Consider the following 17,625-nt stretch of genomic DNA (forward strand, 5'->3'; position numbering starts at 1 on the left):
GTTTCTTTATTAGTTCTCGGTATCGAGCTCATCGAAGCTCTTCACCAGGTCGTCAATGGCTTTGATCTGCTTGAGGAACGGCTCCAGCTTGTCCAGCGGCAACGCGGACGGACCGTCGCATTTAGCATGGGCTGGATCCGGATGCGCCTCAATGAACAGGCCCGCCAGACCGGTAGCCATGCCGGCACGCGCCAGCTCGGTCACCTGACCACGACGGCCGCTGGAGGCTTCGCCAAACGGGTCGCGGCACTGCAGGGCGTGGGTGACGTCGAAGATCACCGGCGAGTTGCCAGAGACCTTTTTCATCACGCTGAAGCCCAGCATATCCACAACCAGGTTATCGTAACCAAAGTTTGCGCCACGGTCGCAGAGGATCACCTTCTCGTTGCCGCCTTCGCGGAACTTGTCGACGATGTTGCCCATCTGCCCAGGGCTAACGAACTGCGGCTTCTTCACGTTGATCACCGCGCCGGTTTTCGCCATCGCTTCTACCAGATCGGTCTGGCGAGCAAGGAACGCCGGAAGCTGGATCACATCAACCACCTCAGATACCGGCTGCGCCTGGTGAGCTTCGTGAACGTCGGTGATCACTTTTACGCCGAAGGTCTGCTTCAGCTCCTGGAAGATTTTCATCCCCTCTTCGAGGCCCGGGCCACGATAGGAGTGAATAGAGGAGCGGTTGGCTTTATCAAAAGAGGCCTTGAACACGTACGGAATGCCCAGCTTCTGGGTCACGGTCACGTAGTGCTCGCAAATGCGCATCGCAAGGTCGCGTGACTCCAGCACGTTCATGCCGCCAAACAGCACGAACGGCAGATCGTTTGCCACGTTAATATCGCCAATGCTAACCACTTTTTGTTTCATAGAATCGCCTTATCAGGTTTGAATCGGAACTCATCGGATTAATGCAGCGTAATCTGCCGATGCGAAATAGTATTAATCTGCGCGCGGATCATTTCGCTGATCGGATCTTCCGGACACTGCTCCACAAAATAGCTTAAATCATGCAGCGCGACGTGATCGCAATCGAGCTGGGCGTAAATCAGCCCGCGATCGCGGATCTCATAGGGATCTTCCGGGTTAAACTGTAACAGCGCTTCGCTGGCTCGCAGCGCCAACTCCATCTGCTGCTCTTCCATCAGCGCCGATTTCAGCGTGTCGAGCAGCTTACGGATCACCTCGGCGTTATCCGCCTCGTCGAGATCCTCGTTAAACAGCTCCGCCATCGGACTGATATTGCCCTTCAGCCACACTTCCAGCGTGTGCTCGTCCAGCGTATCGCCGTTGAACGGGTTAATCAGCCACATCTCACCGTCCATCCACTCGGCGCGCAGGATCAGCTGCGTCGGGAAGATCACCGGCGACAGCGGAATATCCAGCTGCTCGGCTACCCACAGCAGGATCGCCCCAAGAGAGACGGCGCTGCCCTGGCGCTCTTTCAGCACGCTATCAAGCCACAGCGCATCGGACAGGCGATAGACGCCCTGCGAATCCTGAAAACCCCAGTCGCCATAAAAGAGTGCCAGCAGCTTCTCGAGCTGCCCTTCCTGCGGCTGCGCCTCGCTTATCTCTTCGCGAGCCAGCGCAACCAGCTTCTCCAGCTCCTCACAGACATACTGCGACGGAAAGTCGTCGCGGATAAGTTGTGAAACGAGGATCATCCCGTCGCATAACGGTGCTTTATTAAATTCGAAATCGGCTAACGACCTCATTACTTACCCCAGTCACGGTATTCGACGTTGATGATAACGCCAAACGGCGCTTCAGTCAGCCTTGCTTATGGTTGCGATGGACCTAACCTACCCGCAGTCAGCCGCTCGTTGCCGCCGTAATCCCGCGTGGTTTCAACGTTCTGGTAGCCATTTTTAGCAAAAAGTGCCCGCACGGCCTCTCCCTGCTGCCAGCCATGCTCCAGCAGCAGCCAGCCGTCAGGCAGCAGAAACGCGCGCCCCTGCTCGATAATCCACGCCAGATCTGCCAGGCCGCGATCGGCTGCCACCAGCGCGCTACGCGGCTCAAAGCGCACGTCGCCCTCGGCAAGGTGCGGATCCTGCTCGTCAATATAGGGCGGATTACTAACGATGGTGGCGAAGCGCTGCCCGCTAAGCGCGCTGAACCAGTGGCTCTGCCGCAGGGTCACGTTAGCTATGCCTAAATGCTCGGCGTTACGCTGGGCAAGGGCCACGGCGTCGGGCATAAGATCCACGGCGGTAATATGGCAGTCGGGACGCTCGCTGGCCAGCGCCAGCGCAATCGCGCCGGTACCGGTACCTAAATCGAGGATATCGCACGGCGTAGACGGCAGACGGGCCAGAGCCTGTTCAACCAGGCACTCGGTATCCGGCCGGGGGATCAGCGTAGCCGGAGAGACAAACAGCGGCAGCGACCAAAACTCGCGCGTGCCCACCAGGTGAGCCACCGGCTCGCCGCGCTGGCGACGGGCCAGCAGCGCCTCAAGCTGCGCCTGCTCGGCGGGCAGCAGCTCCGTTTCGCCGAAGGCCAGAATAAAGGTGCGCGCCCTGCCGGTAACAAAACCCAGCAGGATCTCCGCATCGCGGCGGGGGCTTTCGCTTGCCGCAAGCTGGCTTACCGCCTGACGTAGCCAGTGCTGATAATCCATTATTCCTGCTCGGCCAGCGCCGCCAGCTGATCGGCCTGGTACTCCTGCACGATAGGCTCAATCAGCATATCGAGCTTGCCTTCCATCACCTCGTCCAGACGGTAGAGCGTCAGGTTGATACGGTGATCGGTAACGCGCCCCTGCGGGAAGTTATAGGTCCGGTTACGGTCGCTGCGATCGCCGCTGCCCAGCAGGTTACGGCGGGTTGAGGCCTCTGCCTGCTGGCGTTTGGCGATCTCGGCGGCGCGGATACGCGAGCCGAGCACCGCCAGCGCTTTGGCTTTGTTTTTGTGCTGAGAACGCTCGTCCTGGCACTCCACCACAATACCAGTAGGCAGGTGGGTAATACGGATCGCCGAGTCGGTGGTGTTAACGTGCTGACCGCCCGCACCAGAGGAGCGGAAGGTATCGATACGCAGATCCGCCGGGTTGATGTCCGGCAGCTCGGCTTCCGGCAGCTCCGGCATCAGCGCCACGGTACAGGCAGAGGTGTGAATACGCCCCTGCGATTCGGTGGCCGGAACGCGCTGTACGCGGTGGCCGCCGGATTCAAACTTCAGACGTCCGTAAACGCCCTCGCCGCTCACCTTGGCGATCACCTCTTTAAAGCCGCCATGCTCGCCTTCGTTGGCGCTCATGATCTCCACGCGCCAGCGGCGAGACTCCGCGTAGCGGCTGTACATGCGGAACAGATCGCCAGCAAAGAGCGCAGCTTCGTCACCGCCGGTTCCGGCGCGGACTTCAAGGAAAGCGTTGCGTTCGTCGTCTGGATCCTTCGGCAGGAGCAGAACCTGCAGGTGCGCCTCAAGGGCTTCACCCTTCTCTTTCAGCTCGCGCAGCTCTTCCTGCGCCATCTCGCGCATCTCGGGATCGTCGAGCATCATCTGCGCGGTTTCTATATCTTCCTGAATCTGTCGCCAGTCAGTAAAGCAGCGTGAGACATCGCTTAACTGCGCATATTCACGCGATAGCGCACGAAAGCGGTCTTGATCTGCGATGGTCCCTGCGTCGCCGAGCAGCGCCTGAACTTCTTCATGGCGTTCGTGCAGGGCTTCCAGTTTGGCAACAATAGAAGGCTTCATAGGCGTAAATGCACCCTGTAATAAGAGGTTGTTGTGCTACTCCAGCCCGAGGCTGTTGCGCAGAATATGCAGGCGTTCATCGTCCCCGTTACGGGCAGCCTGCTGAAGTGATTTGGTTGGAGAGTGGATCAGGCGGTTAGTCAGCTTGCGAGCCAGATCCTGCATAATGGCCTGGGCATCGCCACCCTGCTCAAGCGCGGCAAGGGCCTTCGCGGTGAGCTCGTCGCGCACCTGCTCTGCCTGACCGCGATATTCACGGATCGTCTCGCTGGCGCTCTGGGCGCGCAGCCAGGCCATGAACTCGCTGCTCTCCTGAGCAACGATGGTCTCCGCTTCCACGGCGGCGGCTTTCCGCTGCGCCAGGTTATGCGAAATAATGCTTTGTAAGTCATCAACGCTGTAGAGATAGGCGTTCGCCAGCTTGCCGACTTCCGGCTCGACGTCGCGGGGAACGGCGATATCCACCAGCAGCATCGGCTGGTTACGGCGGGATTTCAGCGCGCGCTCAACCATTCCTTTACCGATAATCGGCAGCGGGCTGGCGGTGGAGCTGATGATGATATCTGCGTCCTGCAGGCGGGCGTCGATGTCGCTGAGGGAGATCACCTCTGCGCCCACCTCATCGGCCAGCAGCTCGGCGCGTTCGCGGGTGCGGTTGGCGATGATCATCTTCTGCACCTTATGCTCGCGCAGATGACGGGCCACCAGCTCAATGGTTTCACCCGCGCCCACCAGCAACACCGTCACGCTGGAGAGCGACTCAAAGATCTGTCGCGCCAGCGTACAGGCGGCAAAGGCCACCGATACGGCGCTGGCCCCGATATCCGTTTCGGTACGTACCCGCTTGGCCACAGAGAAGGATTTCTGGAACATGCGCTCCAGCGCGCTGGCGTTCAGGTGTCCACGGCTGGAATCGGCGAAGGCTTTTTTCACCTGGCCCAGGATCTGCGGCTCGCCCAGCACCAGCGAATCAAGACCGCTGGCAACGCGCATCAGGTGGCTAACGGCATCGTTGTCCTCGTGCCAGTAGAGGCTTTTACGCAGCTCGGCTTCGTCCAGATGATGATAGTCACACAGCCAGCGGATAAGCGCTTCCTGCAGGTTGTCCTGCTCTTCCACGCTCAGGTATAGCTCGGTGCGGTTACATGTCGACAGGACTACCCCACCCTGCACCATGGGCTGCGCCAGCAGGCTCTCTAAAGCCTGGTCGAGCGTGTCCGGCGTGAACGTAACGCGTTCCCGCAGTGAGACAGGTGCTGTTTTGTGGTTGATGCCGAGCGCTAAAAGAGTCATGTCAGCGGGAGTAGTACCAGCGTTGATAAGGTTAGTCTGTGCGCATCATACAGGATGCGTCGGGTCAATAAAAGAGACAGCCCCCTTTTGGAGTAATTGGTAATTTCATGATTTAAGACAACTTGAACGTAGACGGTATTCCTGCTCAGCGCTAGCATTAAAGATTATAACCGTAACGCACCACAAGGATTTGTCCTCATTATGACTTTACCGGACCGTCGACTGCTTCGCCTGTTACCGCTTGCTAGCCTGGTACTTACCGCCTGTTCTATTCATGCTCCGAAAGGCCCGGGTAAAAGTCCGGACTCGCCGCAGTGGCGTCAGCATCAGCAGGAGGTGCGTAACCTGAGCCAGTATCAGACGCGCGGGGCCTTTGCTTACCTCTCCGATAGCCAAAAGGTGTACGCCCGTTTCTTCTGGCAGCAGACAGGCCAGGATAACTACCGCCTGCTGCTGACCAATCCCCTTGGCAGCACCGAGCTGGAGCTGAACGCCAAGCCGGGCAGCGTAGAGCTGGTGGATAACAAAGGCCAGCACTACACCGCTACCGACGCCGAAGAGATGATTGGCAAGCTAACCGGTATGCCGATCCCGCTGAACAGCCTGCGCCAGTGGATCCTCGGCCTGCCTGGCGACGCCACCGACTATAAGCTGGATAGCCAGTACCGTCTGAGCGAGCTCAACTACACCCAGAACGGCAAGACCTGGAAGGTCACCTACGGCGGCTACGATGCCAAATCTAGCCCGGCAATGCCGTCAAACATGGAGCTCAACCAGGACGGGCAGCGGATCAAACTGAAGATGGATAACTGGATTGTAAAATGATGACCCAGTGGCCTTCGCCGGCAAAACTTAATCTTTTTTTATATATCACCGGCCAGCGGCGCGATGGTTATCACGATCTGCAGACCCTGTTTCAGTTTCTCGACTACGGCGATACCCTCGGCATTGAACCGCGCACCGACGGTAAGATCCGTCTGCTGACGCCGGTAGAGGGCGTGGCGGAGAGCGATAACCTGATCGTGCGCGCCGCCAAACTGCTTCAGCAGGCGGCCACGGAGCGCGACTCCCTGCCAGCGGGCAGCGGCGCGGATATCCGCATCGATAAACGCCTGCCAATGGGCGGCGGGCTGGGGGGAGGCTCCTCTAACGCGGCGACGGTGCTGGTGGCGCTTAACCATCTCTGGGGCTGCGGGCTGTCGGCAGATGCGCTGGCGACGCTGGGGTTAACCCTTGGCGCGGACGTGCCGGTGTTTGTGCACGGTCACGCGGCCTTTGCCGAGGGCGTTGGCGAAGAGCTGACGCCGGTGGATCCGCCGGAAAAATGGTATCTGGTGGCCCACCCTGGCGTACATATTTCGACCCCGGCCATCTTCAACGATCCTGATTTGCCTCGCAATACGCCAAAGCGGCCAATTAATACGTTACTAAACTGTGAATTCGGCAATGATTGCGAGGTTATCGCAAGAAAACGTTTTCGCGAGGTTGATGCGGCGCTTTCCTGGCTGTTAGAATACGCGCCGTCGCGCCTGACTGGCACAGGAGCCTGCGTCTTTGCTGAATTTGACTCAGAGTCCTCCGCTCGTCAGGTGCTTGAGCAAGCCCCGGAATGGCTGCAGGGTTTTGTCGCGCGAGGCGTAAACGTTTCGCCGCTTATGCAAGCGCTAGACCCTAAAGATTTCTAATAATGCTCTAACGAGCATTTGGGGCTAATTGAGACTCGGTGACAACGTCACCTCTGATCCAGACGTTGCATCGCGCTCTTTAAATACATCGCCTGGATAGCCTAGCCTGGCCCGCACAGTTTTCGGCGACGCTATCCACCACTGGACGCATGCCTGAGGTTCTTCTCGTGCCTGATATGAAGCTTTTTGCTGGTAACGCCACCCCGGAACTAGCACAACGTATTGCCAACCGCCTGTACACTTCTCTCGGCGACGCCGCCGTAGGTCGCTTTAGCGACGGCGAAGTCAGCGTACAAATCAACGAAAATGTACGCGGTGGTGATATTTTCATCATCCAGTCCACTTGTGCTCCAACGAATGACAACCTGATGGAGTTAGTTGTCATGGTTGATGCGCTGCGTCGTGCTTCCGCAGGCCGTATCACTGCCGTTATCCCCTACTTCGGCTATGCCCGTCAGGATCGCCGCGTGCGCTCCGCGCGTGTGCCTATCACCGCAAAAGTGGTTGCCGACTTCCTCTCCAGCGTGGGCGTTGACCGTGTTCTGACCGTTGACCTGCACGCCGAGCAGATCCAGGGCTTCTTTGACGTTCCAGTTGATAACGTATTCGGCAGCCCAATCCTGCTGGAAGATATGCTGCAGCTGAACCTTGATAACCCTATCGTTGTCTCTCCGGACATCGGCGGCGTGGTGCGTGCGCGTGCTATTGCTAAGCTGCTGAACGATACCGATATGGCTATCATCGACAAACGCCGCCCGCGTGCGAACGTTTCTCAGGTTATGCATATCATTGGTGACGTTGCTGGCCGCGACTGCGTGCTGGTTGACGACATGATCGATACCGGCGGTACGCTGTGTAAAGCGGCAGAAGCGCTGAAAGAGCGCGGCGCGAAGCGTGTTTTCGCCTACGCTACCCACCCGATCTTCTCCGGCAACGCGGTAAACAACCTGCGTCACTCGGTGATCGATGAAGTGGTCGTGTGCGACACTATCCCGCTCTCCGCTGAGATCAAAGCCCTGCCGAACGTGCGTACCCTGACGCTCTCCGGCATGCTGGCCGAAGCGATTCGTCGTATCAGCAACGAAGAATCCATCTCCGCGATGTTTGAGCATTAATCGCGTTGTATACTAAAAACCCGCTTCGGCGGGTTTTTTTGTACCTGAAAAACATTTGTATGATGTATTCACGCATTATCTACCATTCATATGGCGGATAATACGTGTATGAATGACTAGCCTTTATGAAAATGATGAACCTTTCAGAGATTTTACCCTTCCGCGCGCTAATCGATGCCTGTTGGAAAGAGAGATACAGCTTCCCACGTTTCACCCGCGACCTGGTGGCGGGTATCACCGTCGGTATTATTGCCATTCCACTGGCGATGGCGTTAGCTATCGGCAGCGGCGTTGCGCCGCAGTATGGCCTCTACACCTCGGCAGTGGCTGGGATTGTTATTGCCCTCTGTGGCGGCTCGCGCTTTAGCGTCTCCGGTCCCACAGCGGCGTTTGTGGTGATCCTCTATCCGGTCTCCCAGCAGTTTGGTCTGGCGGGACTGCTGGTGGCCACGCTTCTCTCCGGACTGTTTCTGATCCTGTTCGGCCTCGCCCGTTTTGGCCGTCTGATCGAGTACATTCCGCTACCCGTCACGCTGGGCTTTACCGCCGGGATTGGGATCACCATCGGCACCATGCAGATTAAAGATTTTCTCGGTCTGGAGATGGCCCAGGTGCCCGAGCACTATTTGCAAAAGGTCGGCGCGCTGGTGATGGCGCTGCCGACCCTTAACCTGGGGGATGCCGCCATCGGCGTGGTCACGCTTGGGGTGCTCATCCTCTGGCCGCGCCTCGGGATCCGCCTTCCCGGCCATCTTCCCGCCCTGCTGGCTGGCTGCGCGGTGATGGCGCTGGTCAAGCTGGCTGGCGTTGACGTGGCGACCATCGGCTCGCGCTTTCACTATCTGCTGGCTGACGGCACCCAGGGCAACGGCATTCCGCAGCTTCTGCCTCAACTGGTGCTGCCGTGGCAGATGCCCGGCTCCTCGTTTACCCTGAGCTGGGCCTCGGTGCAGGCGCTGCTGCCCGCCGCCTTTTCCATGGCGATGCTTGGGGCAATTGAGTCGCTGCTTTGCGCGGTGGTGCTCGACGGCATGACCGGCACGCGGCACAAGGCCAATAACGAGCTGATCGGTCAGGGGCTGGGCAACCTGATCGCTCCCTTCTTCGGCGGCATTACCGCGACCGCGGCGATTGCCCGCTCGGCTGCAAACGTGCGGGCGGGCGCAACCTCGCCGGTGGCGGCTATTATCCATGCCCTGCTGGTGATCCTCGCTCTACTGGTGCTCGCCCCCCTGCTCTCATGGCTGCCGCTGTCGGCCATGGCCGCCCTGCTGCTGATGGTGGCCTGGAACATGAGTGAAGCGCATAAGGTAGTTAACCTGCTGCGACGCGCCCCGACGGACGACATCATGGTGATGCTGATGTGCATGTCGCTGACGGTGCTGTTCGATATGGTTATCGCCATCAGCGTCGGCATCGTGCTGGCGTCGCTGCTGTTTATGCGCCGCATCGCCCGTATGACCCGACTCGCCCCGGTTAACGTCGAGGTGCCCGATGACGTCACCGTGCTGCGAGTCATTGGGCCGCTCTTCTTCGCCGCGGCAGACGGGCTGTTTAACGATCTGGCGTCACGGATTGCTGGCAAGCGTATCGTGGTGCTGAAGTGCGATGCCGTACCGGTGCTGGACGCGGGTGGACTGGATGCCTTCCAGCGCTTTGTCAAACGGCTGCCGGAAGGCTGTGAGCTACGGGTTAGCAACCTGGAGTTTCAGCCCCTGCGCACGATGGCGCGCGCAGGCGTGAAGCCGATTGCCGGGCGACTGGCGTTCTATCCCAACCGGGAAGCGGCGCTGGCGGATCTGTAAAGATTAGGGTGCGGCGTACCGGCGCTGCATCATTACCCCAATCGCCTGCTGTAGCCAGGCCAGCACCTCGGGGGTCATCCAGGTTCCCTTCATCAGCAGCGGCTCCTGCTGCATAGCAACGCGGAATTTCTGCTGGGTAGTGGGATTGTCCCCGGCGTAGGACTGGAAAAGTGCAAGCCAGTTCTGCGCCAGCTGCTGACCCTGTTCGGACGCAGGATCGCACCCCTCCCGCGTCGCCTGGTGCAGCTTCGCCACCAGCGGCGGCCACTCCGCCAGGCGGTCAAAATAGTGCGCGCGGGTAAAGGCCATCTCCTGCGGGGTAAGATAACGCTGCCAGATAGCCAGCTTGCTCTCAGCAAAGGTACGGGTGATGTAGTCGATAATCTGCGGCGTAATGCCCGTCCGCTCGCGCATCTGCGGCTCCACGCTGTGCATCTCATTAAGACGGGTCAGAAACTCCGGCTTGCCTGCTGTATCCTGCTCCAGGCGATCCATCCAGCGGATCGCCAGATCCATCGCGTTGGCATCGGTCTCGACAACCTTTTGCGCCATCAGCGTCTGCGCTTCCGTGACCAGCGCCGCCCAGAGGGAAGCCAGCTGTTCGCCTTCGGCGGCAAACGGCAGCTGCTGTAACTCATCTTTGGTAAACCAGCGATCGTACATATTCATTAACTCCAGAGTCTGTAGCCAGGACTCCAGATCCGGTTCGCTCTCCCCTTCCAACCCGCTACGCAGCGTGCAAAGCTGGTCGCGCAGCGTATGAATGCTGCGCAGTTGCCTGTCCAGCAGTGCGATTTGCGCATCGAGCAGATCGGGAAGCGAGAGCGTATCCTGCTCCAGAAAGTCCTTGATTTCGGCAAGCTCCAGCCCCGCTTTTGCCAGCGCCTGGATCATATGCAGGCGCTGGACATCTGCAAGGTTATAGAGTCGGTAGCCTGCCTCGCTTCTGGCGGAGGGCAGCAGCAGCCCGGTTTGTTCGTAGTGGTGTAACGTGCGAACGGTGATGCCGGCGCGTTTCGCCAGCTCGCCTACCTGAATTAACATTGCGGCTCCTTGTCCTAACCAGTGGCGCTACTCTGGGGCCTTACGTTACGTGAGGGTCAAGACGCAATGCAAAAATAAAAGCGAAAAAAAACGACTCCCATGAGTCGCTTACTGTTTTCCAGGCCGGGTAAGCGCAGCGCCACCCGGCAAAATAGATAGTTATCATCAGCTATGCTTATGTTGATCCCGGCGGCAGCGTTTGTCGTAGTGGCGTAACCACCAGTACTTATCGCACACCTGCTCGTGGCCGCCGACGCGTGCCCCTGCCAGCCAGAGAATGGCCCCAAGGAAGATGCTCAGTATGGCCCCGTGAGCGAAATACTGCGGCAGGTTAAGCTGCGGAAGCTGATTTAAGATGGAGTAACCGACGCCAACGACCATCACCACTAATCCTAAACCCATAAGCGCATTACCGAGTCTCGATGCGTTTTTGCGTTTCATATGTCACCTCCAGCGTTGTGGTCTGAACGGGAAACATCCCCAATCCTTATGGATAAAGTATAGGCAGGGCGTCTTTGACAGGGTGCGGGCGAGATCACATTTATAAATATCTTATTCACAGAACTTTACATATAAACCGCTGAACTCAATCAACTTCTAATAGTTATAAATAGCAATTATTCCTGTTTTTATCTTTTAGCGGCAGAATTTTGTCAACGCCCGCGCTACCACGTAAACTACGCGCCAAAGAGTGAACTTTTCAGGAAAAGAGACGTGACGATTAAACTGATTGTCGGCCTTGCCAACCCGGGCGCGGAGTATGCTGCTACCCGGCATAACGCCGGAGCCTGGTATGTCGACCTGCTGGCCGAACGCTATCGCGCCCCGCTGCGGGAAGAGCCTAAATTCTTTGGCTTTACTTCACGCATTAACCTGGCAGGCGAAGATGTGCGTCTGTTGGTGCCGACAACATTTATGAACCTCAGCGGTAAAGCCGTTGCAGCGATGGCAACCTTCTACCGTATCAACCCGGACGAGGTGCTGGTAGCCCACGACGAGTTGGATCTTCCTCCCGGCGTAGCAAAGTTTAAGCTGGGCGGCGGCCACGGCGGTCATAACGGCTTAAAAGATATCATTAGCAAATTTGGCAATAACCCCAACTTTCATCGCTTACGGATAGGAATTGGCCATCCAGGGGATAAAAACAAAGTTGTGGGCTTTGTGCTGGGCAAACCGCCTACCTCTGAACAGAAGCTCATTGATGACGCCGTTGACGAAGCGGTGCGCTGCACCGAGCTGTGGCTGAAAGAGGATTTGGTCAAGGCGACCAATCGCCTGCACGCGTTTAAGGCGCAGTAGCCTTGGACAATGCCATTTTTGCCGCGCAGCGCGTCTGTAACGTGTATAATAGGCTAAGTTATTAACTTTTCAGCGATCTGTTTCATCTAACAGGTTGTTTATCAAGATATTAAGGTGATGTAAACCATGGGATTCAAATGCGGTATCGTCGGCTTGCCGAACGTCGGTAAATCTACCCTGTTCAATGCGCTGACTAAGGCGGGCATCGAAGCTGCCAACTTCCCGTTCTGTACTATTGAACCGAACACCGGCGTGGTGCCGATGCCGGATCCGCGCCTCGATCAGCTGGCGGAGATTGTTAAGCCACAGCGCATTCTGCCGACCACGATGGAGTTCGTTGACATCGCGGGCTTGGTAAAAGGCGCGTCCAAAGGTGAAGGCCTGGGTAACCAGTTCCTAACCAACATCCGTGAAACCGAAGCCATCGGCCACGTGGTGCGCTGCTTTGAGAACGACAACATCATCCACGTAAATAACAAAGTGGATCCTGCTGACGATATCGACGTCATCAACACCGAGCTGGCGCTTTCCGATCTCGACACCTGCGAGCGCGCCCTGCAGCGCGTACAGAAGAAAGCCAAAGGCGGCGATAAAGATGCGAAAGCGGAACAGGCTGCGCTGGAGAAATGCCTGCCGCAGCTGGAAAACGCCGGCATGCTGCGCGCCCTGAAAAACCTGACGGAAGAAGACAAGGCGGCCATCAAGTACCTGAGCTTCCTGACGCTGAAACCGACCATGTACATCGCTAACGTCAACGAAGACGGTTTCGAGAACAATCCTTACCTGGACAAAGTGCGTGAAATCGCTGCCGCTGAAGGTTCAGTCGTGGTTGCCGTTTGCGCCGCCGTTGAGTCCGACATTGCCGAGCTGGACGATGCCGATCGCGAAGAGTTTATGGCCGAACTGGGCATCGAAGAGCCGGGTCTGAACCGCGTTATCCGCGCCGGGTATGAACTGCTGAACCTGCAAACCTACTTCACCGCCGGCGTGAAAGAAGTTCGCGCCTGGACTATTCCGGTGGGCGCAACCGCTCCGCAGGCCGCAGGCAAGATCCACACCGATTTCGAGAAGGGCTTTATCCGCGCTCAGACCATCGCCTTTGAAGACTTTATTACCTATAAAGGCGAACAGGGTGCGAAAGAAGCCGGTAAAATGCGTGCCGAAGGGAAAGACTACATCGTGAAAGATGGCGATGTGATGAACTTCCTGTTCAACGTGTAATTCGCTTTCGTTGCAAATAAAAATCCACGCTTCGGCGTGGATTTTTTTCGTCCTTATTAACGATCCCCTTAATAATCAGCCACATACCTTCACCTCATTTTTAGCCGAGCAATAGCTGTCTGAATTTTCAAATTTCAACAACAACCCTGCCCTAAATCAAATTCAAGGCATGTTGTCCCGCCTCGTCAATTGACATGTTCCGCCGGAAGTATTTAATGCCAGAGCATTAGAGACCGCCTATTTATCTGCAACATACGTCAGGGACGCGCTATATGTCGGAACTCAGTTCATCCACTCTGCTCAATGAAGGTCAGATAATACTTCCTGACGGCTATCAAGATCGCACCGTCAATATCTTTATGTCCTTTGCTAAGGACGCCCCATCATTCACCGTTTCCCGCGATAGCCTGAAGCCAAACGAAGCCCTTGCTGCCTACATTGACCGCCAGCTCGCTCAGATGCAGCAACACCTTAAACAGTGGCAGCAGAGCGAGCGATGCCCTGCCACGCTGGGCGAGAACGTGTCGTACGGTGAGATTGTTCATGGCAGCTACCAGCGCAACGGGCGACAGGTCTGGCAGCAGCAGGCGGTGTTTAATCTGCAGGGAGCGCACATCCTTGTGTTCACCATGACCGCAACGGTGATGCTGACCGAAGCGGATAATGTCCTGTTCGATTCCCTGCTTAAGCGCTTTCGTCTTCACGCCTGACAACAGGGAGAGGGGTTATGTTTGAAGCCGCACGCGTCGGGGATGATATCGGTCACTCCGCTGCCCTGGCCGGGATGGTGGCCGGTACGCTCGTGGGTGGCTTCATTGCCGCTGCGGGAGGCCTCGCCGCAGGGGCACTGCTCTTCACCGGTCTGGGCGCGTCCTGCCTGGGCGTGGGTGTGCTGCTTGTCGGACTCAGCGTTGCCATGGGCTGGCTTACCGGCGAACTGGCAACGGCGGCGCGGGACACGCTGGCAGAGGGCGGTGCCGACAGCATGACGCAGCAGGGCGTCATCACTACCGGCTCGCCCAATGTTTTCATCAACGGCAGGCCCGCCGCAGCGGCTACCGCCAGTCTGGTCTCCTGTCAGGAGGATGGCGCTCAGCACCTGGCCGAAGGGTCGTCACGGGTCTACATCAACGGCCAGCCTGCCGGACGCCTGGGTGACCGGACAACCTGCGGGGCGACCGTCATGACCGGCTCGCCCAATGTCCTGATTGGCGGTGCATCAGAGCAGACCCTGCCCGTTCAGGCTGAAGTTTCGGACGGATTATACAAGGCCTCAGACCTGACGCTGCTCTTTGCCGGGCTGCTCGGCGGGGCGGGTGGCGCGGGTGGAGAAGCCGGGGCGCTGGGCAGCCTGTTGAGTAAACTGCCGGGTATTAACAAACTGGCCCGTATCGCCTGTCGCGCCGGACAGCTGCTGACCAGTGTCGCTGCGGTGGGCATCATTGCCCGCCCGGTGGATATCATCAGCGGACAAAAATTTCTCTGTGATGATGACGAGCTGGATTTCACCCTTCCCTCCCGCCTGCCGGTACGCTGGCAGCGCTGCTGGCGCAGCGGCAACCCCGGCGACAGCGTTTTAGGCCGGGGCTGGAGTCTGTTCTGGGAAACGTCCCTGGAGCGCTACGGTGACGGGCTGGTGTGGCGCGCGCCGTCAGGGGATTACGTCTCCTTCCCGATGGTGCCGGAGGGCCAGCGGACCTTCTGTGAAGCGGAGAAACGCTGGCTGGAACATCATCAGGACGATACCTGGTCGGTGTATGATATCAGCGGCGAGCGCTGGCACTATCAGCCGTTGCAGGCGTGTTCCCCTTCCCTGCCGCTGCGGCTCACCGGCCCCTGCGGCAACGCAATCCTGTTTGAATGGAACCCTGACCACACCCTGCATGCCCTGACCGACAGCGCCGCTCAGCGCGTGGTGTGCCGTTACCGGGGCGGGCGTCTTGAGAGCGCCTGGCTGGATGATGAGATCTGCCTGGTCAGTTATGCTTATGATACTGAGGGCCAGCTCGTCACCGTGACGGGCCGGGGCGGTAGCGTGCGCAGACGGTTTTGCTGGCAGGATGGCCTGATGAGCGCCCATGAGGATGCAAACGGCCTGCTGAGCGAGTACCGCTGGCAGAGCATCGCGGGTCTGCCCCGCGTGGTGGCATTCCGGCACAGCGGTGGCGAGCAGCTGACGTTAAAATATGATTTTGACAGCGGCACACGCCAGGCGACGCGGGACGATGGCGCGCAGGCGCACTGGCTGACTGATGACGATGACAACGTCGCCAGCCATACGGATTTCGACGGACGCCGGACCGCCTTTGTGTACCACGACGGGGAGCTCACTGATGTTATTCTTCCCGGCGGTGCCATTCGCCGCAGCGTATGGGACAGGTACGGACGCCTGACGCAGGAAACCGATCCGGAAGGACGAACCACACTTTACCACTGGTACCGCCAGACCGACTGCCTGACCCGCATCGTTTACCCTGACCAGACCACCTCGCAGGCGGCATATGACCTGAGGGGACGGCTGGAGTGCGAAACCGATCCCGGTGGACACCGCACCACATACCATTATCCGGATGACAGCGATCCTCTGGCAGACAGCATCACCGATGCCCCGGGCGGCGTGGTGCAGCTGCAGTGGAACCCTCAGGGGCTGCTGACGCAACGCACCGACTGCTCCGGCAGCCTCACGCGGTTTGAGTACGACCGTTTCGGGCAGCTTGTCCGCAGCGAGGATGCCGAAGGTCACATCACCCGTCGGGAATGGAGCGAGGCCGGAAAGCTCAGCAGCGTCATTCACCCTGACGGCAGCCGCGAATCGCTGCTGTGGAACACACGCGGACAGCTCGTGGGCTGGCGCGATCCGCTGGAAAGCGAGGTGCGCCAGGCTTATAACATCCTGGGTCTGCCCGTCAGCCTCACCGACCGTACCGGGCACACCCGCCGCTGGCATTACGATCCCCGTGGCAACGTATTACGCCTGGAGAACGGCAACGGCGCTGAATACCGCTTTAATTATGACGCCACGGGGCACCTGCTGAGCGAGGTTCGTCCGGACGGGACGTCACGGCAAATGCAGTGGGACGAGCGGGGTTTTCTCACTGCGCTTGAGGAGCGCGGCAGCCCTGCCGCCGACGGCGGTGCTGGTCTCCGGTGGCAGCAGTTCGGCTATGACGACAGCGGCCTGCTCACCGCACGAACGACCCGCGATGCCGGATACCATTACCGGCGTAACCACAGCGGACAGCTTACCGGCGTGCGGCGCATGCCAACAGCCGAAGGTAGGGTTCGGGGTATCGATGAGGATGAGATTCAGTTTACGTATGACGCTGCGGGAAAGCTGCTCAGTGAACGGGGAGTAAACGGTGAGCTGCATTATGCATATGACGCTCCGGGCAACCTGACCGCCCTCACCCTGCCCGGCGGGCAGCAGCTGGCATGGCTGCATTACGGCTCCGCCCACGTCAGCGCCGTCCGCTTTAATCAGCAGACCATTAGCGAATTCACCCGCGACCGCCTGCACCGAGAAACCGAACGCAGCCAGGGGATGCGCACGCAGCACCGCCAGTATGACAGTCTGGGCAGACGCAGCCTGCAGCGCAGCGGGCTGAACGCAGACGTCACGCTGCCGGAACAGGCGATTCTGGCGCGTCTTTATCGTTACACCGGACGCGGCGAGCTGGTGGGCGTCAGCGACACCTTGCGCGGTGAAATACACTACGGTTACGACGCCGAAGGCCGCCTGCTGAAACACTATGAAGCCCGTCGGGGTCACAGCACCTCTCATTTTCGCTACGACGCTGCCGGTAACCTGCTGCCGGATGATAACCTGCCCGCCCTGCCGGTTACTGATAACCGCCTGACGCACTGGCAGCACCGGGTGATGAACTATGACACCTGGGGCAATCTTGCCAGCCGCCGCAGTAGTACGGGCGATCAGCATTATGTCTATGACGCAGAAAACAGGCTGATAAAGGCAGAGGGCACCGGGCCGGAAGGCCGGTTTGCGGCACAGTACCACTATGATGCGCTGGGCAGGCGGACCCGTAAAACCGTCACCACGCCGCGCGGCACGTCAGAGATCCGCTTCCTGTGGCAGGGCTATCGCCTGTTGCAGGAGCAGCAAAAAGATCGGTGCCAGACCTATGTTTATGATCCGAACGAGGCATACAGCCCGCTGGCGCGTATCGATCATCTCAGGGATGACAGCCAGGGCGATATTTTCTGGTTCGGTACAGATCTCAACGGCGCACCGCTGGAAGTGACGGATGAACAGGGCAACATCTGCTGGAGCGGCCAGTACGGCAGCTTCGGCGAGGTGCGGTATCACAGTGACGGCTTCTCGCGGCTATTGCGGAGCGGAACCCTGTATCATCAGCCCCTGCGCTACGCCGGGCAGTACGCCGACAGCGAGACGGGCCTGCATTATAATCTGTTCAGATATTACGACCCGCAGGTGGGACGGTT

At 58.7% G+C, this 17,625-nt stretch carries 15 protein-coding genes; 8 read left to right on the forward strand and 7 right to left on the reverse strand.

The features are described from left to right. Positions 1-9: 9 nt before the first annotated feature. The 5 genes from kdsA to hemA all read right to left on the reverse strand — a co-directional run bounded on the left by kdsA (position 10) and on the right by hemA (position 4,995). Entirely contained in the window at positions 10-864 is an 855-nt protein-coding gene (kdsA, locus tag FN633_RS09305) for a 3-deoxy-8-phosphooctulonate synthase (RefSeq protein ID WP_042391195.1), read from the reverse strand. 38 nt (positions 865-902) lie between these two features. Beyond that, positions 903-1,712 carry an invasion regulator SirB1 gene (gene sirB1, locus FN633_RS09310; RefSeq protein WP_154057513.1) on the reverse strand — a complete coding sequence of 270 codons (810 nt, stop codon included), beginning with the start codon at positions 1,710-1,712 and terminating at the stop codon, positions 903-905. A gap of 65 nt (positions 1,713-1,777) precedes the next feature. Then, the gene (gene prmC, locus FN633_RS09315; protein WP_154057514.1) at positions 1,778-2,620 is read right to left on the reverse strand and encodes a peptide chain release factor N(5)-glutamine methyltransferase; all 843 of its coding nucleotides are present in this window, start codon (positions 2,618-2,620) and stop codon (positions 1,778-1,780) included. Then, positions 2,620-3,702 carry a peptide chain release factor 1 gene (gene prfA, locus FN633_RS09320; protein WP_042391201.1) on the reverse strand — a complete coding sequence of 361 codons (1,083 nt, stop codon included), beginning with the start codon at positions 3,700-3,702 and terminating at the stop codon, positions 2,620-2,622. Before prfA ends, prmC begins: the two co-directional genes overlap by 1 nt. A gap of 36 nt (positions 3,703-3,738) precedes the next feature. Next, complete coding sequence (hemA, locus tag FN633_RS09325; RefSeq protein WP_154057515.1) at positions 3,739-4,995, reverse strand: glutamyl-tRNA reductase; 1,257 nt, start codon at positions 4,993-4,995, stop codon at positions 3,739-3,741. Between the two features lie 201 nt (positions 4,996-5,196). Between hemA and lolB the strand changes: the two genes are divergently transcribed. The 4 genes from lolB (at position 5,197) to dauA (ending at position 9,600) form a co-directional block, all read left to right on the forward strand. Continuing rightward, positions 5,197-5,820 (forward strand): lipoprotein insertase outer membrane protein LolB, encoded by a 624-nt coding sequence (gene lolB / locus FN633_RS09330; protein WP_042391204.1) that lies wholly within the window; start codon positions 5,197-5,199, stop codon positions 5,818-5,820. After that, entirely contained in the window at positions 5,820-6,680 is an 861-nt protein-coding gene (ispE, locus tag FN633_RS09335; RefSeq protein ID WP_208674191.1) for a 4-(cytidine 5'-diphospho)-2-C-methyl-D-erythritol kinase, read from the forward strand. The genes lolB and ispE overlap by 1 nt, the downstream gene beginning before the upstream one ends. A gap of 167 nt (positions 6,681-6,847) precedes the next feature. After that, on the forward strand, positions 6,848-7,795 hold the full coding sequence (gene prs, locus FN633_RS09340; protein WP_144814705.1) for a ribose-phosphate diphosphokinase: 948 nt from the start codon (positions 6,848-6,850) through the stop codon (positions 7,793-7,795). 125 nt (positions 7,796-7,920) lie between these two features. Then, complete coding sequence (gene dauA / locus FN633_RS09345; protein WP_154057517.1) at positions 7,921-9,600, forward strand: C4-dicarboxylic acid transporter DauA; 1,680 nt, start codon at positions 7,921-7,923, stop codon at positions 9,598-9,600. A gap of 3 nt (positions 9,601-9,603) precedes the next feature. Here the strand turns inward: dauA and FN633_RS09350 are convergent, their stop codons facing one another. Both FN633_RS09350 and ychH read right to left on the reverse strand, forming a co-directional pair. Further along, positions 9,604-10,644 carry a MerR family transcriptional regulator gene (locus FN633_RS09350; RefSeq protein WP_154057518.1) on the reverse strand — a complete coding sequence of 347 codons (1,041 nt, stop codon included), beginning with the start codon at positions 10,642-10,644 and terminating at the stop codon, positions 9,604-9,606. 165 nt (positions 10,645-10,809) lie between these two features. Continuing rightward, complete coding sequence (ychH, locus tag FN633_RS09355) at positions 10,810-11,085, reverse strand: stress-induced protein YchH (RefSeq protein WP_154057519.1); 276 nt, start codon at positions 11,083-11,085, stop codon at positions 10,810-10,812. Between the two features lie 273 nt (positions 11,086-11,358). Between ychH and pth the strand changes: the two genes are divergently transcribed. From pth to FN633_RS09375, 4 genes are all read left to right on the forward strand, one after another. Next, positions 11,359-11,943, forward strand: a complete 585-nt coding sequence (pth, locus tag FN633_RS09360) for an aminoacyl-tRNA hydrolase (RefSeq protein WP_154057520.1) — start codon at positions 11,359-11,361, stop codon at positions 11,941-11,943. Positions 11,944-12,069: 126 nt separating this feature from the next. After that, positions 12,070-13,164 carry a redox-regulated ATPase YchF gene (gene ychF, locus FN633_RS09365; protein WP_154057521.1) on the forward strand — a complete coding sequence of 365 codons (1,095 nt, stop codon included), beginning with the start codon at positions 12,070-12,072 and terminating at the stop codon, positions 13,162-13,164. A gap of 272 nt (positions 13,165-13,436) precedes the next feature. Continuing rightward, on the forward strand, positions 13,437-13,874 hold the full coding sequence (locus tag FN633_RS09370; RefSeq protein ID WP_154057522.1) for a DcrB-related protein: 438 nt from the start codon (positions 13,437-13,439) through the stop codon (positions 13,872-13,874). Between the two features lie 17 nt (positions 13,875-13,891). Beyond that, a partial coding sequence (locus tag FN633_RS09375) for a PAAR domain-containing protein (protein WP_154058890.1) occupies positions 13,892-17,625 on the forward strand: 3,734 nt, incomplete at its 3' end.

The sequence above is a fragment of the Pseudescherichia vulneris genome, from assembly GCF_902164725.1.
Taxonomy (GTDB): Bacteria; Pseudomonadota; Gammaproteobacteria; order Enterobacterales; family Enterobacteriaceae; genus Pseudescherichia; species Pseudescherichia vulneris.

Bases quoted from the DNA above. Each gene is read 5' to 3' on its own strand.
- kdsA (WP_042391195.1), bottom strand. From the start codon at position 864: ATGAAACAAAAAGTGGTTAGCATTGGCGATATTAACGTGGCAAACGAT.
- sirB1 (WP_154057513.1), bottom strand. From the start codon at position 1,712: ATGAGGTCGTTAGCCGATTTCGAATTTAATAAAGCACCGTTATGCGAC.
- prmC (WP_154057514.1), bottom strand. From the start codon at position 2,620: ATGGATTATCAGCACTGGCTACGTCAGGCGGTAAGCCAGCTTGCGGCA.
- prfA (WP_042391201.1), bottom strand. From the start codon at position 3,702: ATGAAGCCTTCTATTGTTGCCAAACTGGAAGCCCTGCACGAACGCCAT.
- hemA (WP_154057515.1), bottom strand. From the start codon at position 4,995: ATGACTCTTTTAGCGCTCGGCATCAACCACAAAACAGCACCTGTCTCA.
- lolB (WP_042391204.1), top strand. From the start codon at position 5,197: ATGACTTTACCGGACCGTCGACTGCTTCGCCTGTTACCGCTTGCTAGC.
- ispE (WP_208674191.1), top strand. From the start codon at position 5,820: ATGACCCAGTGGCCTTCGCCGGCAAAACTTAATCTTTTTTTATATATC.
- dauA (WP_154057517.1), top strand. From the start codon at position 7,921: ATGAAAATGATGAACCTTTCAGAGATTTTACCCTTCCGCGCGCTAATC.
- FN633_RS09350 (WP_154057518.1), bottom strand. From the start codon at position 10,644: ATGTTAATTCAGGTAGGCGAGCTGGCGAAACGCGCCGGCATCACCGTT.
- ychH (WP_154057519.1), bottom strand. From the start codon at position 11,085: ATGAAACGCAAAAACGCATCGAGACTCGGTAATGCGCTTATGGGTTTA.
- ychF (WP_154057521.1), top strand. From the start codon at position 12,070: ATGGGATTCAAATGCGGTATCGTCGGCTTGCCGAACGTCGGTAAATCT.
- FN633_RS09370 (WP_154057522.1), top strand. From the start codon at position 13,437: ATGTCGGAACTCAGTTCATCCACTCTGCTCAATGAAGGTCAGATAATA.